Annotated in this window: 24 protein-coding genes; 8 read left to right on the forward strand and 16 right to left on the reverse strand. The window is 72.6% G+C overall.

Annotation, left to right across the window (positions count from 1 at the left end):
* Positions 1–72 precede the first annotated feature (72 nt).
* A complete protein-coding gene (locus IEZ00_RS26310; RefSeq protein ID WP_189226012.1) occupies positions 73–834 on the reverse strand; it encodes an SDR family NAD(P)-dependent oxidoreductase in 762 nt (253 codons plus the stop codon).
* Positions 835–862: 28 nt separating this feature from the next.
* Positions 863–2,011: an acyl-CoA dehydrogenase family protein gene (locus tag IEZ00_RS26315; RefSeq protein ID WP_189226013.1), complete on the reverse strand. Its 1,149-nt coding sequence runs from the start codon at positions 2,009–2,011 to the stop codon at positions 863–865.
* 90 nt (positions 2,012–2,101) lie between these two features.
* Here IEZ00_RS26315 and IEZ00_RS26320 point away from each other — a divergent pair, with 90 nt between their 5' ends.
* Positions 2,102–2,713 carry a TetR/AcrR family transcriptional regulator gene (locus tag IEZ00_RS26320; protein ID WP_189226014.1) on the forward strand — a complete coding sequence of 204 codons (612 nt, stop codon included), beginning with the start codon at positions 2,102–2,104 and terminating at the stop codon, positions 2,711–2,713.
* Between the two features lie 443 nt (positions 2,714–3,156).
* On the opposite strand, the gene IEZ00_RS26325 is transcribed toward IEZ00_RS26320, so the two are convergent.
* Positions 3,157–4,074: a sporulation protein gene (locus IEZ00_RS26325; RefSeq protein ID WP_189226015.1), complete on the reverse strand. Its 918-nt coding sequence runs from the start codon at positions 4,072–4,074 to the stop codon at positions 3,157–3,159.
* A 250-nt stretch (positions 4,075–4,324) separates the two neighbouring features.
* Between IEZ00_RS26325 and secA2 the strand changes: the two genes are divergently transcribed.
* A complete protein-coding gene (gene secA2 / locus IEZ00_RS26330) occupies positions 4,325–6,643 on the forward strand; it encodes an accessory Sec system translocase SecA2 (RefSeq protein WP_189226016.1) in 2,319 nt (772 codons plus the stop codon).
* Between the two features lie 106 nt (positions 6,644–6,749).
* Here secA2 and IEZ00_RS26335 read toward each other — a convergent pair whose 3' ends face one another.
* The 4 genes from IEZ00_RS26335 to IEZ00_RS26350 all read right to left on the reverse strand — a co-directional run bounded on the left by IEZ00_RS26335 (position 6,750) and on the right by IEZ00_RS26350 (position 10,175).
* The gene (locus tag IEZ00_RS26335; protein WP_189226017.1) at positions 6,750–7,067 is read right to left on the reverse strand and encodes a hypothetical protein; all 318 of its coding nucleotides are present in this window, start codon (positions 7,065–7,067) and stop codon (positions 6,750–6,752) included.
* 426 nt (positions 7,068–7,493) lie between these two features.
* The gene (locus IEZ00_RS26340; RefSeq protein ID WP_189226018.1) at positions 7,494–8,150 is read right to left on the reverse strand and encodes a response regulator; all 657 of its coding nucleotides are present in this window, start codon (positions 8,148–8,150) and stop codon (positions 7,494–7,496) included.
* A 19-nt stretch (positions 8,151–8,169) separates the two neighbouring features.
* Complete coding sequence (locus IEZ00_RS26345; RefSeq protein WP_189226019.1) at positions 8,170–9,627, reverse strand: sensor histidine kinase; 1,458 nt, start codon at positions 9,625–9,627, stop codon at positions 8,170–8,172.
* Positions 9,624–10,175 (reverse strand): phosphatase PAP2 family protein, encoded by a 552-nt coding sequence (locus IEZ00_RS26350; RefSeq protein WP_189226020.1) that lies wholly within the window; start codon positions 10,173–10,175, stop codon positions 9,624–9,626. The genes IEZ00_RS26345 and IEZ00_RS26350 overlap by 4 nt, the downstream gene beginning before the upstream one ends.
* Before the next feature lie 459 nt (positions 10,176–10,634).
* Here IEZ00_RS26350 and IEZ00_RS37860 point away from each other — a divergent pair, with 459 nt between their 5' ends.
* On the forward strand, positions 10,635–10,760 hold the full coding sequence (locus IEZ00_RS37860) for a hypothetical protein (protein ID WP_268248850.1): 126 nt from the start codon (positions 10,635–10,637) through the stop codon (positions 10,758–10,760).
* 167 nt (positions 10,761–10,927) lie between these two features.
* On the opposite strand, the gene IEZ00_RS26355 is transcribed toward IEZ00_RS37860, so the two are convergent.
* From IEZ00_RS26355 to IEZ00_RS26380, 6 genes are all read right to left on the reverse strand, one after another.
* Positions 10,928–11,941: an LCP family protein gene (locus IEZ00_RS26355; protein ID WP_189226021.1), complete on the reverse strand. Its 1,014-nt coding sequence runs from the start codon at positions 11,939–11,941 to the stop codon at positions 10,928–10,930.
* A gap of 72 nt (positions 11,942–12,013) precedes the next feature.
* On the reverse strand, positions 12,014–12,403 hold the full coding sequence (locus IEZ00_RS26360) for a DUF3037 domain-containing protein (RefSeq protein ID WP_189226022.1): 390 nt from the start codon (positions 12,401–12,403) through the stop codon (positions 12,014–12,016).
* Positions 12,387–13,181, reverse strand: a complete 795-nt coding sequence (locus tag IEZ00_RS26365; RefSeq protein WP_229796109.1) for a HipA family kinase — start codon at positions 13,179–13,181, stop codon at positions 12,387–12,389. Before IEZ00_RS26365 ends, IEZ00_RS26360 begins: the two co-directional genes overlap by 17 nt.
* Positions 13,182–13,238: 57 nt before the next feature.
* Positions 13,239–13,976, reverse strand: a complete 738-nt coding sequence (locus tag IEZ00_RS26370; protein ID WP_189226024.1) for an SGNH/GDSL hydrolase family protein — start codon at positions 13,974–13,976, stop codon at positions 13,239–13,241.
* 49 nt (positions 13,977–14,025) lie between these two features.
* Entirely contained in the window at positions 14,026–15,078 is a 1,053-nt protein-coding gene (locus IEZ00_RS26375) for a lactonase family protein (protein ID WP_189226025.1), read from the reverse strand.
* A gap of 139 nt (positions 15,079–15,217) precedes the next feature.
* Positions 15,218–16,048, reverse strand: coding sequence for a PPK2 family polyphosphate kinase (locus IEZ00_RS26380; protein ID WP_189226103.1), 831 nt, complete (start codon positions 16,046–16,048; stop codon positions 15,218–15,220).
* 180 nt (positions 16,049–16,228) lie between these two features.
* Between IEZ00_RS26380 and rocD the strand changes: the two genes are divergently transcribed.
* The 4 genes from rocD to IEZ00_RS26400 all read left to right on the forward strand — a co-directional run bounded on the left by rocD (position 16,229) and on the right by IEZ00_RS26400 (position 20,561).
* Positions 16,229–17,449 (forward strand): ornithine--oxo-acid transaminase, encoded by a 1,221-nt coding sequence (rocD, locus tag IEZ00_RS26385; RefSeq protein ID WP_189226026.1) that lies wholly within the window; start codon positions 16,229–16,231, stop codon positions 17,447–17,449.
* A 144-nt stretch (positions 17,450–17,593) separates the two neighbouring features.
* Positions 17,594–18,967 carry a DUF2252 domain-containing protein gene (locus IEZ00_RS26390; protein ID WP_189226027.1) on the forward strand — a complete coding sequence of 458 codons (1,374 nt, stop codon included), beginning with the start codon at positions 17,594–17,596 and terminating at the stop codon, positions 18,965–18,967.
* Positions 18,968–18,997: 30 nt separating this feature from the next.
* Positions 18,998–19,723 (forward strand): histidine phosphatase family protein, encoded by a 726-nt coding sequence (locus IEZ00_RS26395; protein ID WP_189226028.1) that lies wholly within the window; start codon positions 18,998–19,000, stop codon positions 19,721–19,723.
* Positions 19,701–20,561, forward strand: a complete 861-nt coding sequence (locus IEZ00_RS26400) for an NAD(P)H-hydrate dehydratase (RefSeq protein ID WP_189226029.1) — start codon at positions 19,701–19,703, stop codon at positions 20,559–20,561. Before IEZ00_RS26395 ends, IEZ00_RS26400 begins: the two co-directional genes overlap by 23 nt.
* A 105-nt stretch (positions 20,562–20,666) precedes the next feature.
* Here IEZ00_RS26400 and IEZ00_RS26405 read toward each other — a convergent pair whose 3' ends face one another.
* From IEZ00_RS26405 to zapE, 3 genes are all read right to left on the reverse strand, one after another.
* Entirely contained in the window at positions 20,667–22,295 is a 1,629-nt protein-coding gene (locus tag IEZ00_RS26405) for an ABC-F family ATP-binding cassette domain-containing protein (protein WP_189226030.1), read from the reverse strand.
* Positions 22,296–22,337: 42 nt separating this feature from the next.
* Entirely contained in the window at positions 22,338–22,583 is a 246-nt protein-coding gene (locus IEZ00_RS26410; protein WP_189226031.1) for a DUF3040 domain-containing protein, read from the reverse strand.
* A 70-nt stretch (positions 22,584–22,653) separates the two neighbouring features.
* Positions 22,654–23,658, reverse strand: coding sequence for a cell division protein ZapE (gene zapE, locus IEZ00_RS26415; RefSeq protein ID WP_189226032.1), 1,005 nt, complete (start codon positions 23,656–23,658; stop codon positions 22,654–22,656).
* A 39-nt stretch (positions 23,659–23,697) separates the two neighbouring features.
* Here zapE and IEZ00_RS26420 point away from each other — a divergent pair, with 39 nt between their 5' ends.
* Positions 23,698–24,444 (forward strand): pyrimidine reductase family protein, encoded by a 747-nt coding sequence (locus IEZ00_RS26420; protein WP_189226104.1) that lies wholly within the window; start codon positions 23,698–23,700, stop codon positions 24,442–24,444.
* The last annotated feature ends 40 nt before the right edge of the window (positions 24,445–24,484 follow it).

Consider the following 24,484-nt stretch of genomic DNA (forward strand, 5'->3'; position numbering starts at 1 on the left):
TTCCCCCGTGCGACGGCGACGCCCCCTTGCACAGGGTAGATCGATCGCCGCGCACAGCGGGTTACAGCTCGGTCACCCGCCCAGTGTGACGCCGCCGTCGACCACGAAGGTCGCGCCGGTGACGTAGCCGCCCGCCGGGGAGGCCAGGAAGACCACCGCGGCGGCCAGCTCCTCGGGGTCGCCCACGCGCCCCATCGGCATCCGGGAGATGTGCGACTCCAGGTAGCCGTCGGGGTACTGGTCGGTCATCTCGGAGGCGAAGTAGCCCGGCGCGATCGCGTTGACCCGGATGCCCTTGCGACCGGTCCACTGCTGGGCCAGGTCGCGGGTCAGCCCCAGCAGGCCCGCCTTGGACGCCGAGTAGGCCGCCTGCGGCAGGCCGCCGGAGACCAGGCCCAGGACGCTGGAGACGTTGATGATGGACCCGCCGCCGGTCATCACCGCGGCGGCGGCCTGGGCCATCCAGTACGCGCCGTGGAGGTTGACGTCGAGCACGCCGCGGAACTGCTCGGGCGTCTCCTTGCTCGCGGGCACGGCCGAGGCCACGCCCGCGTTGTTGACCAGCACGCCGACCTGGCCGAACTCGGCCGCGGCCTGAGCGATTCCGCGGCAGTCCTCGGGCCGCGCCACATCGGCCCGCACGACCAGCGCGCGCCTGCCCGCCTCCCGCACCAGCTCGGCGGTGCCCTCCAGCCGCTCGACCCGGCGCGCCGCCAGCACCACGTCGGCGCCCGCCTCGGCCAGGCCCTTGGCGAAGGCCACGCCCAAACCGGAGGAGGCGCCGGTGACGATGGCCACCCGGCCGTCCAGGCGGAACTTGTCCAGGATCGACATCAGTTGAACCTCTCGCGGGAAGAGACGACTACAGGCCCAGGTCGCGGCCGATGAGTTCCTTCATGATCTCGTTGGAGCCCGCCCAGATCCGGGTCACGCGGGCGTCCATCCACGCGCGCGCCACGCGGTACTCGGTCATGTAGCCGTAGCCGCCGTGCAGCTGCACGCAGGCATCGATGACCTCGTTCTGCACGTCGGCGCTCCAGTACTTGGCCTTGGCGGCGTCCACCGCGCTCAGCTCGCCCCTGGTGTGCGCCAGGGTGCACTGGTCCACGAACGCCTGCGTCACGTCGACCTTGGTGACCAGCTCGGCGAGCACGAACTTGTTGTGCTGGAAGGACCCGATCGCCTGGCCGAACGCCTTGCGCTCCTTGGCGTAGGCGATGGTCTCGACCAGGATCTGCTTGGCGTGCGCCAGGTTGGAGATCGCGCCGCCCAGCCGCTCCTGCGGCAGCCGCTCCATCATGTGCACGAAGCCGCGGTCGACCTCGCCGATGACGTTGTCGGCGGGCAGCCGGACGTTGTCGAAGAACAGCTCGGCGGTGTCGGACTCGGGCTGGCCCACCTTGTCCAGCTTGCGACCGCGCTCGAAGCCCTTCATGCCGGTCTCGACGGCGAACAGGGTGATGCCCTTGGCGGGCTTGGCGTCCGGGTTGGTGCGGGCCGCCACGACGACCATGTCCGCGGAGTAGCCGTTGGTGATGAAGGTCTTGGAGCCGTTGAGGACCCAGTCCGAGCCGTCGCGCACGGCGGTGCTGCGCAGCGCCGCCAGGTCGGAACCGCCGGAGGGCTCGGTCATGCCGATGCCGGTGGTCAGCTCGCCGGAGCAGAACCGGGGCAGCCAGCGCTGCTTCTGCTCCTCGGTGCACAGGTCGACCAGGTAGGGGGCGACCACGTCGGCGTGGATGCCGAGGCAGGAGGCCACGCCCGCGCTGAACCCCGCCAGCTCCTCCCCCAGCACCGCGTTGAACCGGTAGTCCCCCGCGTCGCTGCCGCCGTACTCCTCGGGCACCCCCAGGCCGAGCAGGCCTTGCCTGCCCGCCTCCAGCCACACTTCCCGGTCGATGAACCGCTGGGCCACGAACTTCTCGTAGTGCGGCCGGACCGCCCGGTCGACGAACTCGCGCGCCGACTCCCGGAACGCTTCGTGGTCGGCGTCGAACAGCGTGCGGCGCACTGGGCCCTCCTCGGACATACTAAGCGGTTGCTTAGACCTAAGCGTGTGCTTAGCGTGCAGTACGCTCTCCCGCACTGTCAAGGAGGCCCCATGACGAGCACCCGAGGCGAGTTCGACCTGCTTGAACAGACCTGGAGCGAGGTCACCCCGGACGCGGCCAGGCGGATGCTGGTCGCCGCGGCGCGGGCGTTCGCGGAGAAGGGCTACCACGCCACCACCACGCGGGACATCGCCGCGCAGGCCGGGATGAGCCCGGCCGCGGTCTACATCCACTACCGCTCCAAGGAAGAACTGCTCTTCCAGATCAGCCGGATCGGCCACACCACGTCACTGGAAGTGCTGACGTCGGTGCCCGAGGCCGATCCCGTGCGGCGGATGACCGCCGCGGTGGCGGCGTTCGCGGGGTGGCACGCGAAGCACCACACCACCGCGCGCGTGGTGCAGTACGAGTTGAACGCGCTGACCCCGGAGCACCGGACCGAGGTGGTGCGGCTGCGGCGGCGGATCGAGGCCGTGGTGCGGGAGATGGTCGAGGCGGGTGTCGAGGCGGGCGAGTTCAAGGTGCCCGACGTGGACGGTGCCACGCTGGCGGTGCTGTCGCTGTGCATCGACGTGGCCCGCTGGTACCGCCCAGGCGGCCCGCGCACCCCGGTCGAGGTGGGCGAGCTGTACGCCGACCTGGTGCTCCGGATGCTGACCTGACCTCCTGCCCGCCCACCCTCCGCGAGTCGAACCCCCGAATACAACACTCAGGACACACACGCCCGCCCCCGGTGTCACCCGATCATTGGCGTGTCGGGCGTTTCGTCCCCGCGAGTCGCGCGTTCCGACACCACGAACCGAGCGTTCACGCACCCCAACCCGCACTTCCGCGCCTTGGCCCGCGCTTCCGCGCACTTCGGGCAGTACTTACCGGCCCCCGCCAGCCCCTCGGGTAGTACTTGCCGACGCACCAGGGGCGCGCGCGGAGCGCGCAGCGGGCCCCCGCGAGCGCCGTCCTTGGCGATCTGCCGCGCGGCGAGCGCGCTCTTAAACCCCCAACGCACAGTGCCTGAACGCTCAGTTCGCGGTGTCCGAACGCTCGACTCGCGACCTGAACGTAAAACTCAGGGGTCCTGGGGGTTCGACTCGCGGGGAGGAAGGGGTTACTCGCCCTCGAAGAAGTCGCCGATCTCGTCGAGGGCCTCGCCCAGGACCATCCCGCCGAACAGGCCCGCCGCCGCGCCCGCGACCACGCCGCCCGCACCGGGGCCGTGCCCGTGCCCCCGACCGTGGAAGCCGGGCGCGGAGCGCCGCCCGGCGACCTGGTCCATCCACTGGTGGACCAGTCCCGCCCAGTCGGTGCGCAGCGCGTCGTCGTGGGTCATGGCGAAGTGGCCGAAGCTGTCGCCGCCCTGGCGGAACAGACCGCCGCGGCGGTCGGCCTCCAGCACCACGTACAGGTGGTGCGGGTCGGTGACGAAGGTCAGCTCGACCTGGCTGATCTTGCCCAGGAAGTGCTGCGGCGGCAGGAACTCGATCTCCTGGTAGAACGGCAGCCGCTGCGGCACGCCGTGGATGCGGCCCCGCTCGTTGTCCGCGCGGGTGAACCGGAAGCCCAGCGCGCCGAAGGCGTTGAGCACGTGCTCCTGCGAGCGGACCGGGTGCACCGAGATCGGGTCCAGGTCACCGGGGTCGACCGCGCCGCGCACCTCCAGCTCGGTGCGCAGGCCCATGGTCATGCCGTGCAAGGGCTGGCCGTGCACCACCGTCAGCGGCGTCTCGAACGGCACCGGGAACCGGAACGGCAGCGCCAGGTTCTGCCCCGGCCCGACCTGGACGCCCTGGCCGACCACGGCGCGCTCGAACTCGACGGTGCGGTTGTGCTCGTCGTCCCCGCTCTCCACCTCCACCCTGGTGACCAGGGACAGCTTGACCAGGTCGATGGCGGCCGGGTGGTCGCCGCCCGCGATGCGCACCTCGCCGGTCAGCACCTCGCCGGGGCGCACGGCGGGGTTGGCCAGCACGGTGTCCACCGACGGCCCACCGACTCCGAACGCGCGCAGGAACCTCTTGAACACCACGGTGGCCCTCCCGGACGGCTTGTGCGGGCAGTGTCCCCCTTCGACGTCCCTCCGGGTAGGTCGGTTGCCCCTGGACGAAGACCTAGCTGAGCCACCGGCATGAGACGGTGGTCACATACCGAGCAGTCGCTCGGCTGGTTTGGTGGTCACCCTCGCCCGGACACCGTGAAGGAGAGCTCCACGGCGGCTGAGTGAACAGTCAACCGGGTGACGTGCGGAACGTCGGAGGCGTGCCGTACGTTGCCCGTCCGTGACCACTCTCCTGGGACGCTTCAAGCAGCGGCTGCGCCGGTTCGCGCAGAAGCCCGGCTCGGCCGACCTGACGCCCTACCGCGCGCTGCTCACGCAGGTCAACGCACGCGCCGAGGACATCGGGAAGCTCAGCGACGAGGAGCTGACCGAGGCCGCCGCCGCGCTGCGCGGCAAGGACGAGTTCACCAAGGCCGACCTGGTCGAAATCGTCGCGCTGGGTCGTGAGGCGGCCGACCGGGCACTGGGCCTGCGGCCGTTCGACGTGCAGGTGCTCGGCGCGCTGGGCCTGCTGGACAAGCACGTGGTGGAGATGGCCACCGGTGAGGGCAAGACCCTCGCCGGGGCCATCGCCGCCGCCGGCTTCGCCATCCAGGGCAAGCGCGTGCACGTGGTCTCGGTCAACGACTACCTGGCCCAGCGCGACGCGGAGTGGATGGGGCCGCTGTACCGGCTGCTGGGCGTGTCGGTGGGCTGGCTCAGCCAGAGCTCCAAGCCCGAGGAGCGGCGCTCCGCCTACCAGGCCGAGATCACCTACGCCTCGGTCAGCGAGATCGGCTTCGACGTGCTGCGCGACCGGCTGGCCACCGACGAGGCCGACCGGATCGTGCCCGAGCCCGCCGTGGCCCTGGTCGACGAGGCCGACTCGGTGCTGGTCGACGAGGCCCGCGTGCCGCTGGTGCTGGCAGGCTCCACCTCCGGGCCCGCGGCCGACCCGAAGCTCGCCGAGCTGGTCAAGCGGCTGCGCCGCGACCTGCACTTCGAGGTCGACGACGAGGAGCGCAACGTCTACCTCACCGGCGCGGGCAGCGAGCTGGTGGAGCGCGAGCTGGGCGGCATCGACCTGTACTCCGACGAGCACGTGTCGACCACCCTGACCAGGGTCAACGTGGCGCTGCACGCCCAGTGGCTGCTGCACCGCGACGTCGACTACATCGTGCGCGACGGCAAGGTGCACCTGATCAACGACACCCGCGGCCGGATCGCCAAGCTCCAGCGCTGGCCGGACGGCCTGCAGGCGGCGGTGGAGGCCAAGGAGGCCGTGCAGACCACCGACGCGGGCGAGGTGCTGGACTCGATCACCGTGCAGGCGCTGCTCAACCGCTACCCCGAGGTCTGCGGCATGACCGGCACCGCGGTGGCCGTGGCCGAGCAGCTGCGCACCTTCTACGCCCTGGAAGTGCTGGTCATCCCCTCGAACGTGGACTGCGTCCGGGAGGACGAGCCGCCCCGGCTCTACGCCACGCTGGAGCAGAAGGAAGCCGCGATCGTCACCGAGATCGCCGAGGTGCACAAGACCGGGCGGCCGATCCTGGTCGGCACCCTGGACGTGGCCGAGTCCGAGCGGCTGTCCCGCAAGCTGGCGCAGGCGGGTCTGGAGTGCGTGGTGCTCAACGCCAAGAACGACGCCGAGGAGGCGGCGATCATCGCCGACGCGGGCTCGTTCGGGCGCATCACCGTGTCCACCCAGATGGCGGGCCGCGGCACCGACATCCGGCTGGGCGGGCACGACTCGACCGACCGCGAGCGCATCGCCGAGCTGGGCGGCCTCTACGTCATCGGCACCGGGCGGCACGCCAGCAGCAGGCTGGACGACCAGCTGCGCGGCCGCGCGGGCCGCCAGGGCGACCCCGGTGGCTCGGTGTTCTTCTCCAGCCTCCAGGACGACCTGTTCGCCCAGTACGTGCCCGACTACGACGAGGCCATCGAGGTGGCCGAGGACGGCCGGGTGACCGACAGCGGCGCCCTGCACACCATGGAGCACGCGCAGCGCGTGGCCGAAGGCGTGCACCTGGAGATCCACCGCAACACCTGGCGGTACAACAAGCTCATCGAGCACCAGCGGTTGCTGCTGCTCCAGCACCGCGACCAGCTGCTGACCACCGAGCTGGCGTGGGAGGAGCTGTCCAAGCGGCGGCCCGAGCGGGCCGAGGAGCTGGCCGACATCGACCACGAGGTGCTGGTGAAGGCGGCGCGGCTGATCGCCCTGCACCACCTGGACCAGCGGTGGAGCGACCACCTGACGTTCCTGACCGACCTGCGGGAGGGCATCCACCTGCGGGCGCTGGCGCGGCAGAACCCGCTGGACGAGTTCCACCGCGAGGCCATCCCGGCCTACCAGCGGATCGTGCCGGACTCCTGGGACGAGGCGGAGCAGACCTTCGCCAAGGTGGTCATCGACGCCGACGGCGCGCACCTGGAGGACGCGGGCGTGCAGCGGCCCAACACCACGTGGACCTACCTGATCAACGACAACCCGTTCTCCTCGGGTCTGGAGGAGACCTTCAAGGGCCTGGTGAAGCTGGTCCGCCGCCGCTGAGCGGCGCTGGAGCGGCGCTGGAGCGGCGCTGGAGCGGCGTCGGAGCGATGCCGCAGCGGCGCCGAGGCGGTCGGGCGCGGCCCCCATCCCGCTGGGGGCCGCTTCCCTAGTTGCCCGCGACGAGCCTGCTGTCCAGGGTTTTCTCCACCGGGCGCGGTCCCTGATCCGGGACCGCGGTCCTGGTTTTCTTCTTGTGCGCCGCACTCCGCTCGGCCACGCGACGTTGCGCGACCGCTCGTTCCACCGCCCACTCGGTCAGCGCCCGGATCTCCGCGAGGATGTCCAGGTGCTCCTGGGACGGCGGGGGGCCGACCAGGTTCGATCGGTTGTGGGCGGTGCGCTCGGCCCGCTGGGCCAAGCTCTGGATGCGGCGGATGAGGTCCAATTGCTGGTCGGAGGGCGGCGAGCGCCGTTGCTCAGTCACCCCGGAAGCGAACACCTCACGGCAGGTGAACGTAAATCACCTGGCAGTGCGATATTCACTGCGTCATCTCAGCTACCCCTATTGTCATCCGGAAAAACGCCACAATCGGGCGACTACAGGTTGCCGAGGTGCGCTGGATACCACGCGGCGCAAGCGTTCACGCCGAGCGCACAGGCGGTTGTCGTGCCGCATTGCGCAGTAGCGGTATCAAGCCCCACCCGTTTCTCCGGCCCATTCCGGTGAGGGTTCGGATTTCCGCAAGCGGTGACCCCTCGCTATCGCAGTAGACCGAATGAGGGAAGCCTGTCACGGTGTCCGCCACACTTGTCATCGCTTCCGCGCCACAGCACCGACATAGCCGCCCACCACATGAGCCGGACGCGGCCAGGTGTGAGCACTCATCGCGGACAGGGCGCGACCGAATCGTCAGCACGTGGTGTCCGGGATGAGCCCTGCCTGGTGGGCCACCACCGCCGCCTGGACCCGGTTGCGCACCCCCAGTCGCTTGATGACCGTGCTGACGTAGATCTTCACGGTGCCCTCGGCCACGTGCAGGTAGGCGGCGATCTCAGCGTTGGACAGTCCCGCGCCGAGCAGGCCGAGCACCTCGCGCTCCCGGTCGGTCAACCCCGCCACGCGGTCGTTCTCACGCAGCCTGGGACCGGTTCCCGACAGGTGGTCGACCACCCGCTTGGCCACCAGCGGCGACAGGTAGGCCGCCCCCGTCGCGACCGCGCGGACGCCGGCGATGATCTCGTGCGGGTCGCCGGTCTTGAGCACGAACCCGGACGCGCCCGCGCCCAGCGCACGGGCGATGTTCGCGTCGTCGGCGAAGGTGGTCAGCAGCATCACGGCGGTGCCGGTGTCCCGCCGCCGCAGTTCCGCCGCCGCTTCCAGCCCCGTCAACACGGGCATCCTGATGTCCAGCACGGCCACCTGCGGGCGGTGGGCCAGTACCAGGTCGACCGCCGTGCGGCCGTCCTCGGCCTCGGCCACCACCTCGACGTCCCCCGCCGCGGCCAGCACCGCGCGCACGCCCACGCGCACCACCGGCTCGTCATCGGCCAGCACCACCCTGATCACGCCGCCATCCTCGCCTCCCTCAGCCGCCTCGCCGCAGCAGGGTCTTGTCCACCAGCACGCCGTCTCGGAAGCACAGCCGGTACAGGTCGCGGCCACGCTCGTCGAACGGGTTGGCACGGGTGCTGTAGTAGCGGCACACCGCATCGACGGGCGTGACGTCGTCGGGGTTGTCCACCCGCGCACGCCAGGGCAGGGGGATCTCCGCTTCCGGCTGGCCGATCCGCAGCCGCTCGAACTCCGCCTCGGGCAGCATCGAGGTCGCCGCGTCGAACACGATGTAGCCGATCGCGGCCAGCCCGGCCGCCGCGCTCACCCCGAGTGTCGCCAGGAACATCCGGCGGACGCCCGTGCGGACCTGCTCCTCGGCCAGCTCCCGCCGGACGCGGGTCGGCGCGGCCGAGGTGATCGGCTGGGGCGGCAGCACCGCGGTCACCTCGAAACCGCCGTCGGGCAGCGGTTCGGCGGTGAAGGTGCCGCCCACCAGGGCGACCCGCTCGGCGAGGCCGATCAACCCGTACCCGCTCCCCGGCGGTGAAGCGCGCGTCTGGGCCTCCCCGTTGCGCACCCGCACGGTCGTCCCGCTGAGCTGCACGACGACCGCCGAACCCGGCGCGTGCTTGACCGCGTTGGTGATGCCCTCGGCGACCACCCGGTGCACCGTGCGGGCGATGACCGGGTCGAGCGCGCCGCTCCGGCCGACCAGCTCCACGGCGACCCCGGACTCCCTGGCCCGCGCCACCAGCCGCTCCACCGACCCGGTCTCGTCCGGCTCGGTGCGCAGCAGCCGCACCGCGTCGGCGAGCCGTTCCGCCGCGGCCGTCACGGCCTGGCGGGCCGCCGACGCGGTGGCCCTGTGCTGCTCGGACAGCGCCGGGTCGACCTCCAGCGCCCCGACGCCGAGCGCGGCCCTGGCCAACTCGTGACCGATCAGATCGTGCAGCTCGGCGGCCAGGCGGGTGCGCTCCCGCGCCCTGCCCCGCTCGACGTCGCGCTCCAGCCGCTCGGCCTGCTCCCAGCCCAGCCGCAGCAGCTCGGCGTGCCGCAACCGGTACCGGCCGACGGTCCACGGCACCACCGCGAGCGCGGCGACGACCGCCGTGGCCAGCAGGGCGGTGTCCAGCCCGCCGAGCGCCAGGCAGAGCGCGAACACCGTGGACACCACCGCGACCAGCACCAGCGGGCCGCGATCTCCGGTGCTGTGGCGGCCCGCCAGGTAGGCCACCACCGGCAGCCCGGCCGCGGGGGCGAAGGAGGCCTCCGCACTCGAAGCCAGCACCCCCAGCACGAACCCGAGCAGCCACTGCGCGCACCCCAGGCCGAGGGCCGGGATCGGCCGGGTCTTCACCAGGGTCAGGGCCACGCCGATCACCACGAGGTGGAGCGCGGTCTCCCACACCGCCAAGTGGCGCTCCACGGTCGCCAGCAGCAGGGGAATGCCCGCGAGCACCCAGAGCGACGGCCGCAGGTCCCAGCTCACCGGCGAGCCTTCGCCAGTGGCAGGAACCGGATCATCGGCAGCAGCACGGCGGCCACCACCGCGCCCAGCGTCAACCCCGCCAGCACGTCGTGCGGGTAGTGCACGCCCACGAACACCCGCGACGCCGCCGCGCCCAGCGCCGCGGGCACCAGGAACCAGGCCCAGTTGCGCTGGCACCACCACAGCGCCAGCGCCGACGCGCCGGCGATGGTCGAGTGGTTGCTGGGGAAGGACCAGTCGCCCAGCTCGGGGCACTCCGCGAGCACGGTCAGCGCCCGGCACGGCCGGTCCTGCTGCCACACCGCCTTGACCCCCTCACTGAGCAGGTAGGCCACCACCACCGCGCCCGGAGCGAGCAGCGCCTGCGCGCGTTCCAGCGGCGACCCGCGCCACCCGCGCCACACCACGACACCGAACAACAGCCCGAACAGGACGATCACGCCTTCTGTGGCGATCTCGGCGAACACCTGCACGGGGTGCGGTGTGGCCAGGGCGAGACCGATGACGAAGCGGTACAGGTGAGCGCTGAGGAGGGGAACTTCCGACATGGGCCCGACCGTACGGAATGGATCATGGACGTACACCTGCCGGGTGCCCAGTGTTCACCCTGCCGACCGGCAGGTGTGCCGCCCTGCCGATCGGCAGGGCGGCACCGACGCGGTCCCGCCCCGCTGAGGACCGGCCCGTCAGACGGCGGGAAGCCCTGCCGGCAGGCGCCGGAGATGTTGATCACAAGTCGGCGATCCCGTCACGCGCGTGCGGCGGCCGGTGCTGGAAGGACGGCGGAAGAATGGCGGCAGCACCTTCCGCAGCAGGGAGAACAGGGCGTGCTCCGGGCTGTTCAAGATCATGTGAACAACCCGCACGAGTGACGCTGATCATGCGCGTTTAGCCAACGCACAGCGTGCGGAGCAGGATTTCGTGAATACCGGGCGAAGGTGCGGGGTAGTCCGCAGTACGCTGCCTTGGTCCGATCGGGGGACCAAACCGACTACGGGAGTTACCAAGTGTCACTCACGCCGATCTACGACGACCTGATGCGCGAGTTCGAGGACATCGTCGGAGTCGCGCCGGCCGTCGAGGGGGACGCGGCACCGACCCCCGACGAGCAGCCCGCCGAAGCGCAGGGCTAGTTCCACCTCGTGGGCGGACTCCACCGATGCGTCAGCGCGGTCGAGAGGACCCGGACGCGCGATGAGCCGAAGAGGGGGTGGCGCGGCACCGCCCCACCCCCTCCGTCCGCGCGATCAGGCTTTCCACGCCGCCCGTCGGCCGCACCGCCGCGCGGCGACGACCGCCGCTACTTCGGCTGCTGGAGCAGGTCCGCGGGAACCGGCTCGTCCTTCTCCAGCGCGCCGAACAGGCGCAGCGCGTTCTCCCGGTTCCACTGCACGACCGAGCCCGCACCGGGCACCGTGGGCGTGCCGCCGACCGGGACCGTCGCGGTGTCCACGCCGCCGCCCATGCCGAACGCCATCCCGGCCAGGTTGTGCAGGTGGTCGTCGTCGTCCACCGAGATGGAGTCGGTGGCGGCGAACAGCAGCGGGAACGCGCGGAACGGGTTGGCCAGCACGCTCGCGCTGGTGGCCCGGTCCGACAGCGCGGCGAGGAACTTGCGCTGGTTCTGCACGCGTTGCAGGTCCGCGGTGGCGAACGCGCGGGAGCGCACGAACCCGAGCGCCTGCGCGCCGTCCAGCTCCTGGCAGCCCGGCTGCAGGTCCAGTCCCGCCAGCGGGTCCTTCATCGGCTCCTCGATGCACATCTCCACACCGCCGACCGCGTCGACGATGCCCGCGAACCCGCCGAAGCCGATCTCCATGTAGTGGTCGACGCGCAGGCCCGTGGCGCCCTCGACGGTCTGCACCAGCAGCGGCGCGCCGCCGATCGCGAACGCCGCGTTGATCTTGTTCTTGCCGTTGCCGGGGATGTCGACGTAGGAGTCGCGCGGAACGCTCACGAGCGTGGAGTTCCCCGAGCCCTCGGGGATGTGCAGCACCATGATGGTGTCCGTGCGACGACCGCCCGCGTCCCCTGTGGACAGCGCGGCCTTCTGCTCCTCGCTGAGGTCGTCGCGGGCGTCCGAGCCGACCAGCAGCCAGTTCGTGCCCGGCGTGTCGGCCGGGCGGCCCTCGTAGTCGGGCAGGGCGTCGATGCGGCGCAGCGACGAGTCCACGTACACCCACAACCCGATCCCGGCGGCCAGCAGCACCACCAGCACCAGCAGGACGATCCGGCCCACCCTGGGCTTGCGGCGCTGCGGCGCCGGGCGGTACCCGGCGTTCTGCTGGTACCCGTGGTGGTATCCAGCGCTCATGCGCGACCCCGATCCGTGTCAGTGACTTGCTCGCACTGGAGTAGACGCGGTGCGAGCGAAGAGGTTGCCACCCTAGTGTTCCAGGGGCAGCACGAGCGCGGTCAGCAGGCGGTCCAGCTCGGCCGCCGGGTCGTCGGTCAGCCCGGTGTGCGTGGGCGAGGTCTGGATGATGGTGCTGCGCGGCGCGGTCAGCCAGCGGAACCGCTGCCCCGCCGAGGTCCGCGACACCGGCCCGGCCTCGGCCGCGCCGTCGCAGGACACGCCCAGGTGGCGCAGGCTCGCCTCCAGCGATTCCACGTCGACGGACGGGTCGAGCGCGCGCAGCCGCCGCTCGTCGACGTGCACCCTGGCCCCCAGGAAGTCCAGCGCGGCGCAGTAGACCAGCACGCCGACGTTGACGAACTCGCCGCGCTCCTGCCGCGGCACCGCGCGCAGCAGCGCGTACTCAAACACGTGCGGCACGAGCGGCCTCCAACGATTCGACCCACGTCCGCGGCCGCGCCAAGCGGGCCGCGAAGAACTCCTGGTAGGCGGCGCGGACCCGGTCCGGTTCGCCGAACGCCTCGTCCTGGTCCAGCCAGGCGTCGGGCACCAGCGCCAGCACCTCGGCGACCAGCTCGGGCGTCACCCGCGCGGACAGCTCGCGGTCGACCTCGGTCAGCGGTCCCGCGAAGGGCAGCATCAGGTGGTCGGCGGCGTCGAAGCGGTACTCCTTGGCGGGGAAGCGATCGGGCCGCCACGAGTGGTGGAAGTACAGCGAGGCGCCGTGGTCGATCAGCCACACCTGCCGGTGCCACAGCAGCGTGTTCGGGTTGCGCCAGCTGCGGTCCACGTTGAGCGCCAGCGCGTCCAGCCACAGCAGCCTGGTCGCCAGCTCCTGGCCCGGCTCGCGCACCACGGGGTTGTAGTCGAACGAGCCCGGCAGGTAGTCCAACCCGAGGTTGAGGCCGCCGCTGGCGCGCAGCAGCTCCTGCACCTCCTGGTCGGGCTCGGCCCGCGCCAGCTCGGGGTCCAGCTCCACCAGCACGATCTCGGGGACCCGGAAGCCCAGCCTGCGGGCCAGCTCACCGACCACGATCTCGGCGACCAGCGTCTTGACGCCCTGGCCCGCGCCGCGGAACTTGAGCACGTACATGCCGAGGTCGTCGGCTTCGACCAGCCCCGGCAGGGAGCCGCCCTCCCGCAGGGGCGTGACGTAGCGGGTGGCCGCGACGGTGCGCAGCCCGGTGGTGTGGTTCACGGGGCGCAATCATGGCCGCCCCCCGGCGGGGGGCTCAAACCGGTTGCGGGCGGGTGCTCACCCGGCGGCTGCCGCCAGCGCGGGCAGGTAGCCGGATTCCTGGCCGGCGCGGTTGGGGTGGTAGGACTCCCCGACCGGCAGCCGCGCGCCGTGCACCCAGGGCGAATCGCCGCACACCCCGTGGCCCGCGAACTCGTCTCGCACGTCGACGAAGACGAAGCCCGCCTTCCCCGCCTCGGCCGCGGTGACCTCGACCAGCGCGTCGGTGGCGCGGTTGAGGGCCTGCCGCTTGCGCTCGCCCAGCCCGAGCGGGCACGGGTCCGGCTCGAACACCCTGGGGTAGCCCATGACCAGGACCCGCGCGGCGGTCCGGGCGCGGACCGCCGCGTACAGGCCCGCCAGTCGGCCCGGCAGGTCGGTGCGGGCGAACCGCTCGGCGACCTCGACCCGCTGCAGGCACGCCTCTTCGCCCCGGAGCACGCACGTGGTCATCACGTCCACGAACCCCGCGTCGTTGCCGCCGACGGTGATGGTGACCAGCGCGGTGTGCCGGGACACCCGCTGGGCCTGCCCCGCCACCTCGGCCGTGGTCGCCCCGGCGCACGCCTCGAACAGCAGCGCGGCACCGCGCGCGGCGGCGAGCAGCGCGGGGTGCGCGCCGTCGCTGCGCTTGCACTCGCCGCTCTCCCCGCCCGCTCCCGTGCCCGCCGCGTAGGAGTCGCCCAGCGCGACGTGCTCCGGCGCGGCGGGCGCGGGTACCAGTGCCACCAGCAGGACCGCTGCCACCAGGTTCATGGCATCCGGCGTACCACCCGGCGGCCCGCCGCCCCAGGCGGTTAACCCGTCAGAGCGCCACGCACACCGGGATGGGGGTCGTGAAGGTGCTCGACAGCCGCAGCCGCCCCGACTCGCGGTCGACCGCGAAGGTCGTCACGGCGTTGGAGTTCTGGTTGGCGGCGAACAGCAGCCCGCCGGTGCTGTCGAGGGTGATGTGCCGGGGGTAGCGCCCGCCCACCGGGGTCGCCTCGACCAGCCGCAGCCGCGCGCCGCCGTGCTCGACGGCGAACACCGCGACGCTGTCGTGGCCGCGGTTGGACAGGTAGACGAACCGGCCGTCCGGGGACACCAGCACCTCGGCCGGGTAGTTGCGGGGCGTGGTGGGGGCGTTCGCGGGCAGGGTGCTCAGCACCTGGCCCGGCTTGAGCACGCCCCGGTCGTAGGAGGCCACCACGATCGTGGAGTCCAGTTCGTCGGCGATGTAGGCGTGCCTGCCGCCGGGGTGGAACGCCAGGTGCCTGGGCCCCGCGCCGGGCTGGAGCTTCGCCTCGTCGACCGGCGACAGCCTGCCGTCGTCGCCGAGCCGGTAGCTGAACACCGAGTCGGTGCCCAAATCCACGGCCAGGACGAACTCGCCGGTCGGGTCGGGCAGCACCTGGTGCGCGTGCGGGCCCTCCTGGCGCTCGGGGTCGGGGCCGGAGCCCTCGTGCCGGACCAGGTCCGCGCGCTCGCCCAGGCCGCCGTCGGGCCGCACCGGGTGCACCGACACGCTGCCGGAGCTGTAGTTGGCCGAGAGCACGAACCCGCGGTGCAGCGCCAGGTGGCAGGGGTCGGCCCCGCCGGTGGACTGGGTGTTGATCACCTGCGGCACGCCGTCGGGGCCGATCGACAGCGCGGTGACGGCGCCGTCCTGCTGCTCGTTGACGGCGTAGAGCCTGCGGCCCTCGCGGATCACGAAGGAGGGGTTGGGCACGCCCGCGACCACGCCGGTGGCCCGCAGCCGCCCGGTGGCGCGGTCGTAGGACGCCAGCCCGATCCCGGTTCCCCCGCCCTCCCAGGAGGTGTACGTCCCCAGGTAGGCCCGCGCCCCCGGTTGCGCCTGCGCGACCGACTCCGTCATCAACAACCCCGCTCCCACGGCTCCCAGGAACCGTCGCCTGTTCAGCACCACGCACCGACCTCCGCTCAGCTCGCCCGCGGCGGTCACCACAGTGGCCTAGACCTTTCCGACCCGACAAGGGGCGCGCCGAAGACCGCGCTCAGCGCAGCGGATCGCGCTCCTTGATCTTGGCCAGCTCCACCCGCGGATCGTACGTCGGCCGCGGGTAGACCGGCGCGAGGTCGCGCAGCGCTTCCAGCAGCACCTGCGCCACCGCCCAGTTGCGGTACCACTTGCGGTCCGCGGGGATGGCGTACCAGGGCGCCACAGCGGTCGAGCACTCGCGCAGCGCGTCGGAGTAGGCCGCTTGGTAGAGCGAGAACTTCCCGCGCACGGCCAGGTCGCCCGGATCGTACTTCCACCGCTTGACCGGGTTCTCCAGCCGCGCGATCAGCCGCTCCCTCTGCCGCTCGGGCGAGATGTGCAGGAAGCACTTCACGATCGTCACGCCCTGCTCGGCCAGCTCGTGCTCGAAGGCGTTGATCCGCCGGTAGCGGTCGCGCCACTCGGATTCGGGCACCAGTTCCTCCACCCGGGGGACCAGCACGTCCTCGTAGTGCGAGCGGTCGAACACGCCGATGTAGCCGGGCGGGGGCACCTCGCGGCGGATGCGCCACAGGAAGTCGTGCCGCGACTCCTCCTCGGTCGGCTTCTTGAACGAGGCGATGCGCAGGCCCTGCGGGTTGACCAGGCCGGCGACGTGCCGGATGGTGCCGCCCTTGCCGGAGGTGTCCATGCCCTGCAGCACCAGCAGCACGCGCCTGCGCCCACCGCCGAGGCCCTCGGCGAACAGGATTTCCTGCAGCTGGTCCAGTTGCTCGCCGATGCTCGTCATCGCCTCGGCCGCGGCCCGCTTGGCGAGGGGGCCGACCGGGGTTGCCGCCGGGTCCACCCGTGCCAGGTCGAACTCCGCCGGGTCGACCAGGAACACGTCTCGGGCCGAACGGACCTGCGCGGACTTGTTCACCACCGTCGCAGGGTAGCCGGACCGACCAGGCGCTATCCCCCGCGCAACGGATCATCGGAGATGAGCGGAATTGCGCAACGAAGTTAGCCAAGGCGCAACACTCGACGGCTGAAATCGCTACCTCAAGCCCCTTAGCCTGGTGGTATGACCGCCATCGCCGCTCCCAGCACCGGGCAGTTCATCGCACTCGACGAGGAGTGGAGCACGCACAACTACCACCCGCTGCCGGTCGTGATCTCGCACGGCGAGGGCGCGTGGGTGACCGACGTCGAGGGGCGTCGCTACCTGGACTTCCTGTCCGGCTACTCCTCGTTGAACTTCGGCCACCGGCACCCGGAACTGGTGGCCGCCGCGGTGGCGCAGCTGGGTCGGGTCACGCTGACCAGCCGCGCGTTCCACCACGACCAGTTCGGCCCGTTCTGCCGGGAGCTGGCCGAGCTGACCGGCACCGAGATGGTGCTGGCCATGAACTCCGGCGCGGAGGCCGTCGAGTCGGCCATCAAGGTCGCCCGCAAGTGGGCCTACCGGGTCAAGGGGGTGCCCGAGGGGACGGCCGAGATCGTGGTGGCCGGGTCGAACTTCCACGGCCGCACCACCACCATCGTGTCCTTCTCCACCGACGACACCGCGCGCGCCGACTTCGGCCCGTTCACGCCCGGTTTCAAGGTCGTGCCCTACGGCGACCTGGCCGCGCTGGCCGGGGCGATCACCGAGCGCACCGCCGCGGTGCTGATCGAGCCGATCCAGGGCGAGGCGGGTGTGGTGGTGCCGCCCTCGGGCTACCTGGCGGGCGTGCGCGGGCTGTGCGACGAGCACAACGCGCTGATGATCGCGGACGAGATCCAGTCCGGGCTGGGACGCACCGGTGAGCTGCTGGCGCTGGACCACGAGGGCGTCCGGGCCGACCTGTACACGCTGGGCAAGGCGCTGGGCGGCGGCATCGTGCCGGTGTCGGCGGTGGTCGGCAGCCGCGCGGTGCTGGGCGTGCTGCGGCCCGGCGAGCACGGCTCGACCTTCGGCGGCAACCCGCTGGCCTGCGCGGTCGGGCGGGCGGTGGTGCGGCTGCTGGCCACCGGCGAGTTCCAGCAGCGCTCCCGCGAGCTGGGCGCGCACCTGCACGGGCGGCTGGGCGAGCTGGTCGGGCGCGGGGTGGCCGAGGTGCGCGGGCGCGGGCTGTGGGCGGGCGTGGAGATCGCGTCGGGCGGCCCGCGCGGGCGGCAGGCGTCCGAGGCGCTGGCCGAGCGCGGCGTGCTGTGCAAGGAGACCCACGACACCACGCTGCGGGTGGCGCCCCCGCTGGTGATCACCAGGGACGAGCTGGACCGGGGTATTGACGCAATTGCCCAGGTTGTCGCCAGCGCCTGACCGCGTCGGCAAGTACCACCCGACCCGCCCACTAGGGCCGCTGACCACTACCCGACCCGGTACCTCGTCGCACCGGGTAGTAGTTACGCGCGCGATGACGGGGCACGGGTAGTACTTGCCGACGCGGCGTTCATGATGGCGGCCATGGGTGAACGCAAGCGGGCCGAAGCGGCCGTCGCGCTGGGACGGTGGGTCGCGCCCGAGGAGGTCCGCGCGCGGGGTCGCGAGCTGCGCGCGGCGGTGGGGCACCAGTCCCACCGCAAGGTGCTGCTCGCCGCCGACCGGCCCTCCGTGGTCGAGTACGTCGAGCGCACCAACGAGGGCAGGCTGCCCGACCTGGTGCCGCTGCGCGTCGGCCGGATGATCGCCTCCCCCTACTCGTTCCTGCGCGGCAGCGCGGGCCTGATGGCGGGCGACCTGGCCGCGGGCGTCCGCAGCGGCCTGACCGCCCAGCTGTGCGGCGACGCGCACGCGGCCAACTTCGGCCTCTTCGGCACGCCCGAAGGGCAGATCATCATGGACGTCAACGACTTCGACGAGACGCTGCCGGGCCCGTGGGAGTGGGACCTCAAGCGGTTGGCCACCTCGCTGGTTCTCGCGGGCCGCGAGGGCGGCGTGTCGGACAAGGGCTGCCGGGACGCCGCCGAGGACGCCGTGCGCGCCTACCGCGGCGCGGTCCGGCACCTGGCCGGGATGCCGTTCCTGGAGTCGTGGGGCGCGCTGGGCGACGAGTCGGTGCTGTCCAAGGCCAAGGCCGACGACCTGACCGGCGCGTTCACCAAGGCCGCGGCCAAGGCGCGCAAGAACACCAGCGCGCGGGTCGCGGCCCGGTGGACCCGGCGCGACGGCGAGCACTGGCGGTTCGTGCCCGACCCGCCGGTGCTGACCCGCGTCGACGACGCGACCGCACGGGCCGTGGTCGGCGCGCTGCCCGCCTACGTGGACACCCTGCGCGAGTCCCGCTTCAACCTGATCATGCGCTACGGCGTGGTCGACGTGGCCTTCCGCGTCGTGGGCACCGGCAGCGTGGGCCTGCGCAACTACCTGATCCTGTTGCGCGGCAACGGCGACGAGGCGCTGGTGCTGCAGGCCAAGGAGGCCAGGCGGTCCGCGCTGGCGCCGTTCCTGGACGTGCCGGAGGCCAAGCACGAGGGCAAGCGGGTGGTGCACGGCGCGCGGCTGGTGCAGGCCGAGACCGACATCCTGCTGGGGTGGACGACCATCGAGGGGCGGCCGTTCATCGTGCGGCAGTTCCGCAACCGCAAGGGCGAGATCGACGCGACCGCGCTCAAGCGCGACGACCTGGACGACTACGGCCGGTTCGCGGGCGCGCTGCTGGCCCGCGCGCACAGCCGCTCCCTGGACCCGCGCCTGCTGGCCGGGTACTGCGCCGACGGCGAGGAGCTGGACGAGGCGTTCGCCAAGTACGCGCTGGACTACGCCGACCAGACCTGCGCCGACCACGAGGCGCTGGTCGCGGCGGTGCGGTCGGGTCGAGTTCCGGCGCTGGTCGAGTAGCCGCGCCCGGCTCTGGGTACGTTGCCGGGGGTGACGGACTTCGCGTGGATCGGACTGATCAGGCACGGCGAGAGCACCGGCAACGTGGCCAGGGAGGTCGCCGAGTCGGGCGGGCACGAGGTGATCGACATCGCGGAGCGGGACGCCGACGTCCCGCTGTCCGAGCAGGGCAGGAGGCAGGCCGAGGCGCTGGCCCGCTGGTTCGCCGAGCTGCCGCGCGCCCAGTGGCCCGACGTGGTGGTGTCCTCGCCCTACCTGCGGGCGCTGGACACCGCCAGGACGGCGCTGCGCGGGCACCCGCTGATGCTGGTCGACGAGCGGCTGCGGGACCGCGAGCTGGGCGTGCTGGACCTGCTCACCACGCACGGCGTGGCCGCCCGCTACCCCGAGGAGCTGGCGCGCAAGCGGCGGCTGGGCAAGTTCTACTACCGGCCGCCGGGCGGTGAGTCCTGGGCCGACGTGGCGCTGCGGCTGCGGGCGCTGCTCGGCGACCTGGAGCGGGTGCACCGGGGGCGGCGGGTGCTGCTGTTCGCCCACGAGGTGACCGCCCACCTGCTGCGCTACCTGCTGGAGTGCGTCCCCGAGCGGGACATCCTCGCCATCGCCCACAACACGGTGGTCCCCAACGGCTCGCTCACCTCGTGGGTGCGCGGCGAGCGGGGGTTCGAGCTGGAGCACGAGCACGTCACCGACCACCTGCGCGCCCACGGCGCCCGGCCCACGGAGTCCGAGGATGAAGCAGCGCACTCAGCCTGAGCCGGTCACCTCCGCGCTGCTGCGCGACTGGTTGCCCGAGCACGAGGAGCGCGGCACCGTGCTGGTGGTCGGCGGGTCGCGCCGGGTGCCGGGCGCGGTGCTGCTCAGCGGCATCGCGGCGCTGCGCACCGGTGCGGGGACGCTGCAGATGGCCACCGCCGAGCGGCACGCGGGCGGGCTGGGGCTGGCCGTGCCCGAGGCGCTGGTGGTGGGGCTGCCCGAGGCGTCCTCCGGGGCGGTGTCCCGCGACGCGGCCGACGTGCTGGCCGACTTCGTACCCAAGGCCCAGTCGCTGGTGATCGGGCCGGGGCTGACCGACGTCGACGAGACCGCCGCGCTGCTGGAGCGCCTGCTGCCCATGGTCGCGCCGGACAGCCCGGTGGTGCTGGACGCCTTCGCGCTCGGAGCGCTGGGCACGCACCCCTCGCTGGGCGACCCGGTGCGGGGCCGCATGGTGCTCACGCCCAACGACGTCGAGGCGGGCTACCTGCTGGACGCGGAGGTCGACGACCACGTCTCGGCGGCGCGGGAGATCGCCGCCAAGCACGACGCCGTGGTCAACCTGATGGGTGTGGTGGCCGCGCCGGACGGGCGGCTGTGGCAGGACAGCACCGGCCACATCGGACTGTCCACATCGGGTAGCGGCGACGTGCTGGCGGGTCTGGTGGGCGGGCTGCTGGCCCGCTCGCCCGACCTGGCGCTGGCCGCCTGCTGGGCGGGCCACGTGCACGCCATGGCCGGGCAGCGGCTGGTGCCGCGCACCGGCCTGACCGGGATGCTGGCGCGCGAACTGCTCGACGAGGTGCCGCAGGTGCTGGTGGAGCTGCGCACGCGTTAGCGCGCGAGCCGACGCCCGAGCCCCTGGGTGCGACGTTCGCACCCAGGGGCCGGGTAGTAGTCACCTGCCCGCTGGGGCGGGTCGGGTAGTACTTGCCGACGCGGGTCAGCGGGCTCTGCGCACCCGTGCCTCGTCCCACACCGGCTCGTCCACCTCGACCACCTCGCCGTCCGAGCGGAACAGCAGGAAGCGGTCGAACGAGCGGGCGAACCAGCGGTCGTGCGTCACCGCCACCACCGTGCCGGTGAACTCCTCCAGCGCCCGCTGCAGCGCCTCGGCCGAGGTCAGGTCGAGGTTGTCGGTGGGCTCGTCGAGCAGCAGCAGGGTCGCGCCGGACAGCTCCAGCAGCAGCACCTGGAACCGGGCCTGCTGGCCGCCCGACAGGCTCTCGAACCGCTGGTCGCCGCGCTGGTCCAGGCCGTAGCGGCGCAGTGCCGCCATGGCCGCGCCGCGGTCGCGACCGGGGCGGCCCGCGTCGCCGTGCCAGAGGATGTCCACCAGCGTCCGGCCGTGCCACTCGGGGTGCTGGTGGGTCTGCGCGAACAGGCCGGGCACCACGCGCGAGCCCAACCGCCACGCACCCTCGTGCGCCACCTCGTCACCGCCCAGCAGGCGCAGGAAGTGGCTCTTGCCCGAGCCGTTGGAGCCCAGCACGGCCACCCGGTCGCCGAAGAAGACCTCGGTGTCGAACGGTTTCATCAGGCCGGTCAGCTCCAGCGCCTGGCAGGTGATCGCGCGCACCGCGGTGCGACCGCCGCGCAGCCTCGGGGTGACCTTCTCGTCCACCGGCAACTCCGGCGGCGGCCCGGCCTCCTCGAACTTGCGCAGCCTGGTCTGCGTGGCGCGGTACTTGGCCGCCATGGCCTCGCTGATGGTGGCCTGGACCTGGAGGGTGCGCACCAGCTCGCGCAGCCGCGCGTGCTCCTCGTCCCAGCGGCGGTGCAGCTCGGCCAGCCGCTCGATCCGGGCGGCGCGGGCGTCGTGCCACGAGGCGAACGAGCCGGTGTGCACCCAGGCCGAGTGCGCCTCGACGGTGACCACGTGGGTGGCCGCGACCGCCAGCAGCTCGCGGTCGTGGCTGACCAGCAGCACGGCCTTGGACGTCTCGGCGAGGCGCTGCTCCAGCCACCGCTTGCCGGGCACGTCCAGGTAGTTGTCCGGCTCGTCGAGCAGCAGCACCTGCTCCGGGCCGCGCAGCAGCGCCTCCAGCACCAGGCGCTTCTGCTCGCCGCCGGAGAGCGTGCGCACCTCCCGGAACCGCGCGCGGTCGAACGGCACGCCCAGCGCGGCCACGGTCACCGTGTCCCACAGCACCTCGGCGTCGTAGCCGCCCACCTCGCCCCACCCGGCCAGCGCCTCGGCGTAGCGCAGCTGCGCGGGCTCGTCGTCGGCTTCCATCATCGCCAGCTCGGCCTCGTCCAGCTCGGCCGCCGCGGCGCGCAGCGCGGGCGGTGACGCGGCCAGCAGCAGGTCGCGCACGCAGCTGTCGTCGCGGACCGAGCCGACGAACTGCGGCATCACCCCCAGCCCGCCCTGCACCCGGACGCTGCCCGCGGCCGGGGTCAGCTCACCGGACAGCAGGCGCAGCAGCGTGGTCTTGCCGACCCCGTTGGCGCCCACCAGCGCCACCACCGAGCCCGCGCCGACCTTGAACGAGACGTCGTGGAACAGCTCGCGCCCGTCGGGCAGGCGGAAGGCGAGGCCGTTCGCGTCGAGAAAACCCACGTGCGGCATGGTGACCGCGCGCGGGCCGGGAAGCGAGTGAATTCCGGGAGGTCAGCGCCAGGTGTAACCGCGCAGCAGCATGAGCAGGGAGCCGAAGCCGATCGACGCCAGCGCTGGCCCGACCACGCCCAGCACCAGCAGCAGCACGCCCAGGCCGCCGAACACGCCCGCGAGCGCGTAGTGCACCACCGGGTGCAGGGGGCGTCCCTCCACCAGCGCGCTGGCCAGTGCCGGTTCCTCCACCGCGAGCCGGTGCTCGATCTCGTCCAGCGTTCTGCGTTCCGACTCGCTCAGCATCGCCCACTCCTCCCGACTTCCCCAAGGCAGCAGAGCAGGAGTACCCGTGCGCGGGGCGGTAAACACCCGCTCAGCGGGACAGCGCTACGAGCCGGGACACCGCTCGCAGGTACTTCTTCCGGTAGCCGCCGTTGAGCATCTCCGGGGTGAACAGCTCCGACAGCGCCTCACCGGACACCGCCACCGGGATGTCCCGGTCGTATAGCCGGTCACCCAGCGCGACCAGCCGCAGCGCCACCGCCTGGTCGGGCGCGGGCGTCACGCCCCGCAGGTGCACCGCGGTCACCCCGTCGACCAGCCTGCCGTAGCGCGACGGGTGCAGCCGGGCCAGCCGCGCGCACAGCTCGGCGAAGTCGTCCAGCGTCGCCCCCGGCGTGCTCTCCGCCTTGGCCACCAGCTCCTCGTCGCTCATCGGCGGGGGCGCGTCGGGCAGGCCGCGGTGGCGGTAGTCCGGGCCGTCGACCCGCACCACGGTGAACTTCGCGGCCATGGACTGGATCTCGCGCAGGAAGTCCGCCGCCGCGAAGCGCCCCTCCCCCAGCTTGTCCGGCAGCGTGTTGGAGGTCGCCGCGATGGCCACGCCCGCCGCGGTCAGCTCCTTGATCAGCCGGGTGACCAGCATGGTGTCGCCGGGGTCGTCGAGCTCGAACTCGTCGATGGCCAGCAGCCGGTGCCCGGACAGCCGCCGCACGGTCTCCGGGAACCCCAGCGCGCCGACCAGGCTGGTCAGCTCCACGAACGTGCCGTAGGCCTTCGGACCGGGCACGGCGTGCCAGATCGAGGCCAGCAGGTGGGTCTTGCCCACGCCGAAGCCGCCGTCGAGGTACAGGCCGGGTTTGCCCGGCTCGGCCTGCTTGCGGAACAGCGATCCCAGCCAGCCCCGCTCGCCCGCCCCGGAGACCCGCTCGGCGAACGCCTGGCACTCCCGCACCGCCGCGGCCTGGCTGGGCTCGTCGGGGTTGGGCACGTAGGTGGCGAACCGGACGTCGTCGAACCGGGGCGGCGGGACCAGCGCCCCGATCAGCTCGTCCGCGTCGACGTGGGGATCGCGGTCGGACAGGCGAGGGGCGGGCATGGCCGAAGCCTATCGGCGTGCTGGGATGGGTTCGTGCAGATGTTGTGGCCGCCACGGGGCGCTGAGACCACCGTCACCGAGGCCGAGCTGGAACGGCTCTACGACTACCCCGCCGACCTGGACCGGCCGTGGGTGCAGGTCAACTTCATCGCCAGCGCGGACGGCGCGGTGTCGGTGGCGGGCAAGTCCGCCGGGCTGGGCAACGCGGCGGACAAGGAGGTGTTCCGGCTGGGCCGCGACCTGGCCGACGTGGTGCTGGTCGGCGCGGGCACGGCGCTGGCGGAGGGCTACCGGGGGGTGAAGGCGACCGAGGTGCGCGCGCAGCGGCGGGCCCGGCTGGGGCTCTCCGCCGTGCCGCCGATCGCGGTGGTCACCGCGCGGTGCTCGATCGAGCCCACCTCCCCCCTGGTCACCGACACGGTGGTGCCGCCGATCATCCTCACCGCACAGGCCGCGCCCGCTCAGCGGCGGCGGGCGCTGGCCGACGCCGGGGCGGACGTGGTCGTCACCGGCGACGAGGCGGTGGACGTGCGGGCGGCGTTGCGGGCGCTGGACGAGCGCGGCCTGCGCCGGGTGGACTGCGAGGGCGGCCCCGTGCTGTTCGGCGCGCTGATCGAGCAGGACCTGGTGGACGTGCTGTGCCTGACGGTCGCGCCGCTGCTGGCGGGTGGTGACGCCGGGCGCGTGGCGACCGGTCCGGTGCCACCCGCGCCGCTGGCGATGGAGCTGTCCTCGGTGCTGCACCACGAGAGCGCGCTGCTGCTGAGGTACCGCCGCCGCGGTTAGCCCCGATCGTTCGCGCCCCGGCCCGCCGACCGGACCTTGT

It is taken from the genome of Saccharothrix coeruleofusca, assembly GCF_014648515.1.
Taxonomy (GTDB): Bacteria; Actinomycetota; Actinomycetes; order Mycobacteriales; family Pseudonocardiaceae; genus Actinosynnema; species Actinosynnema coeruleofuscum.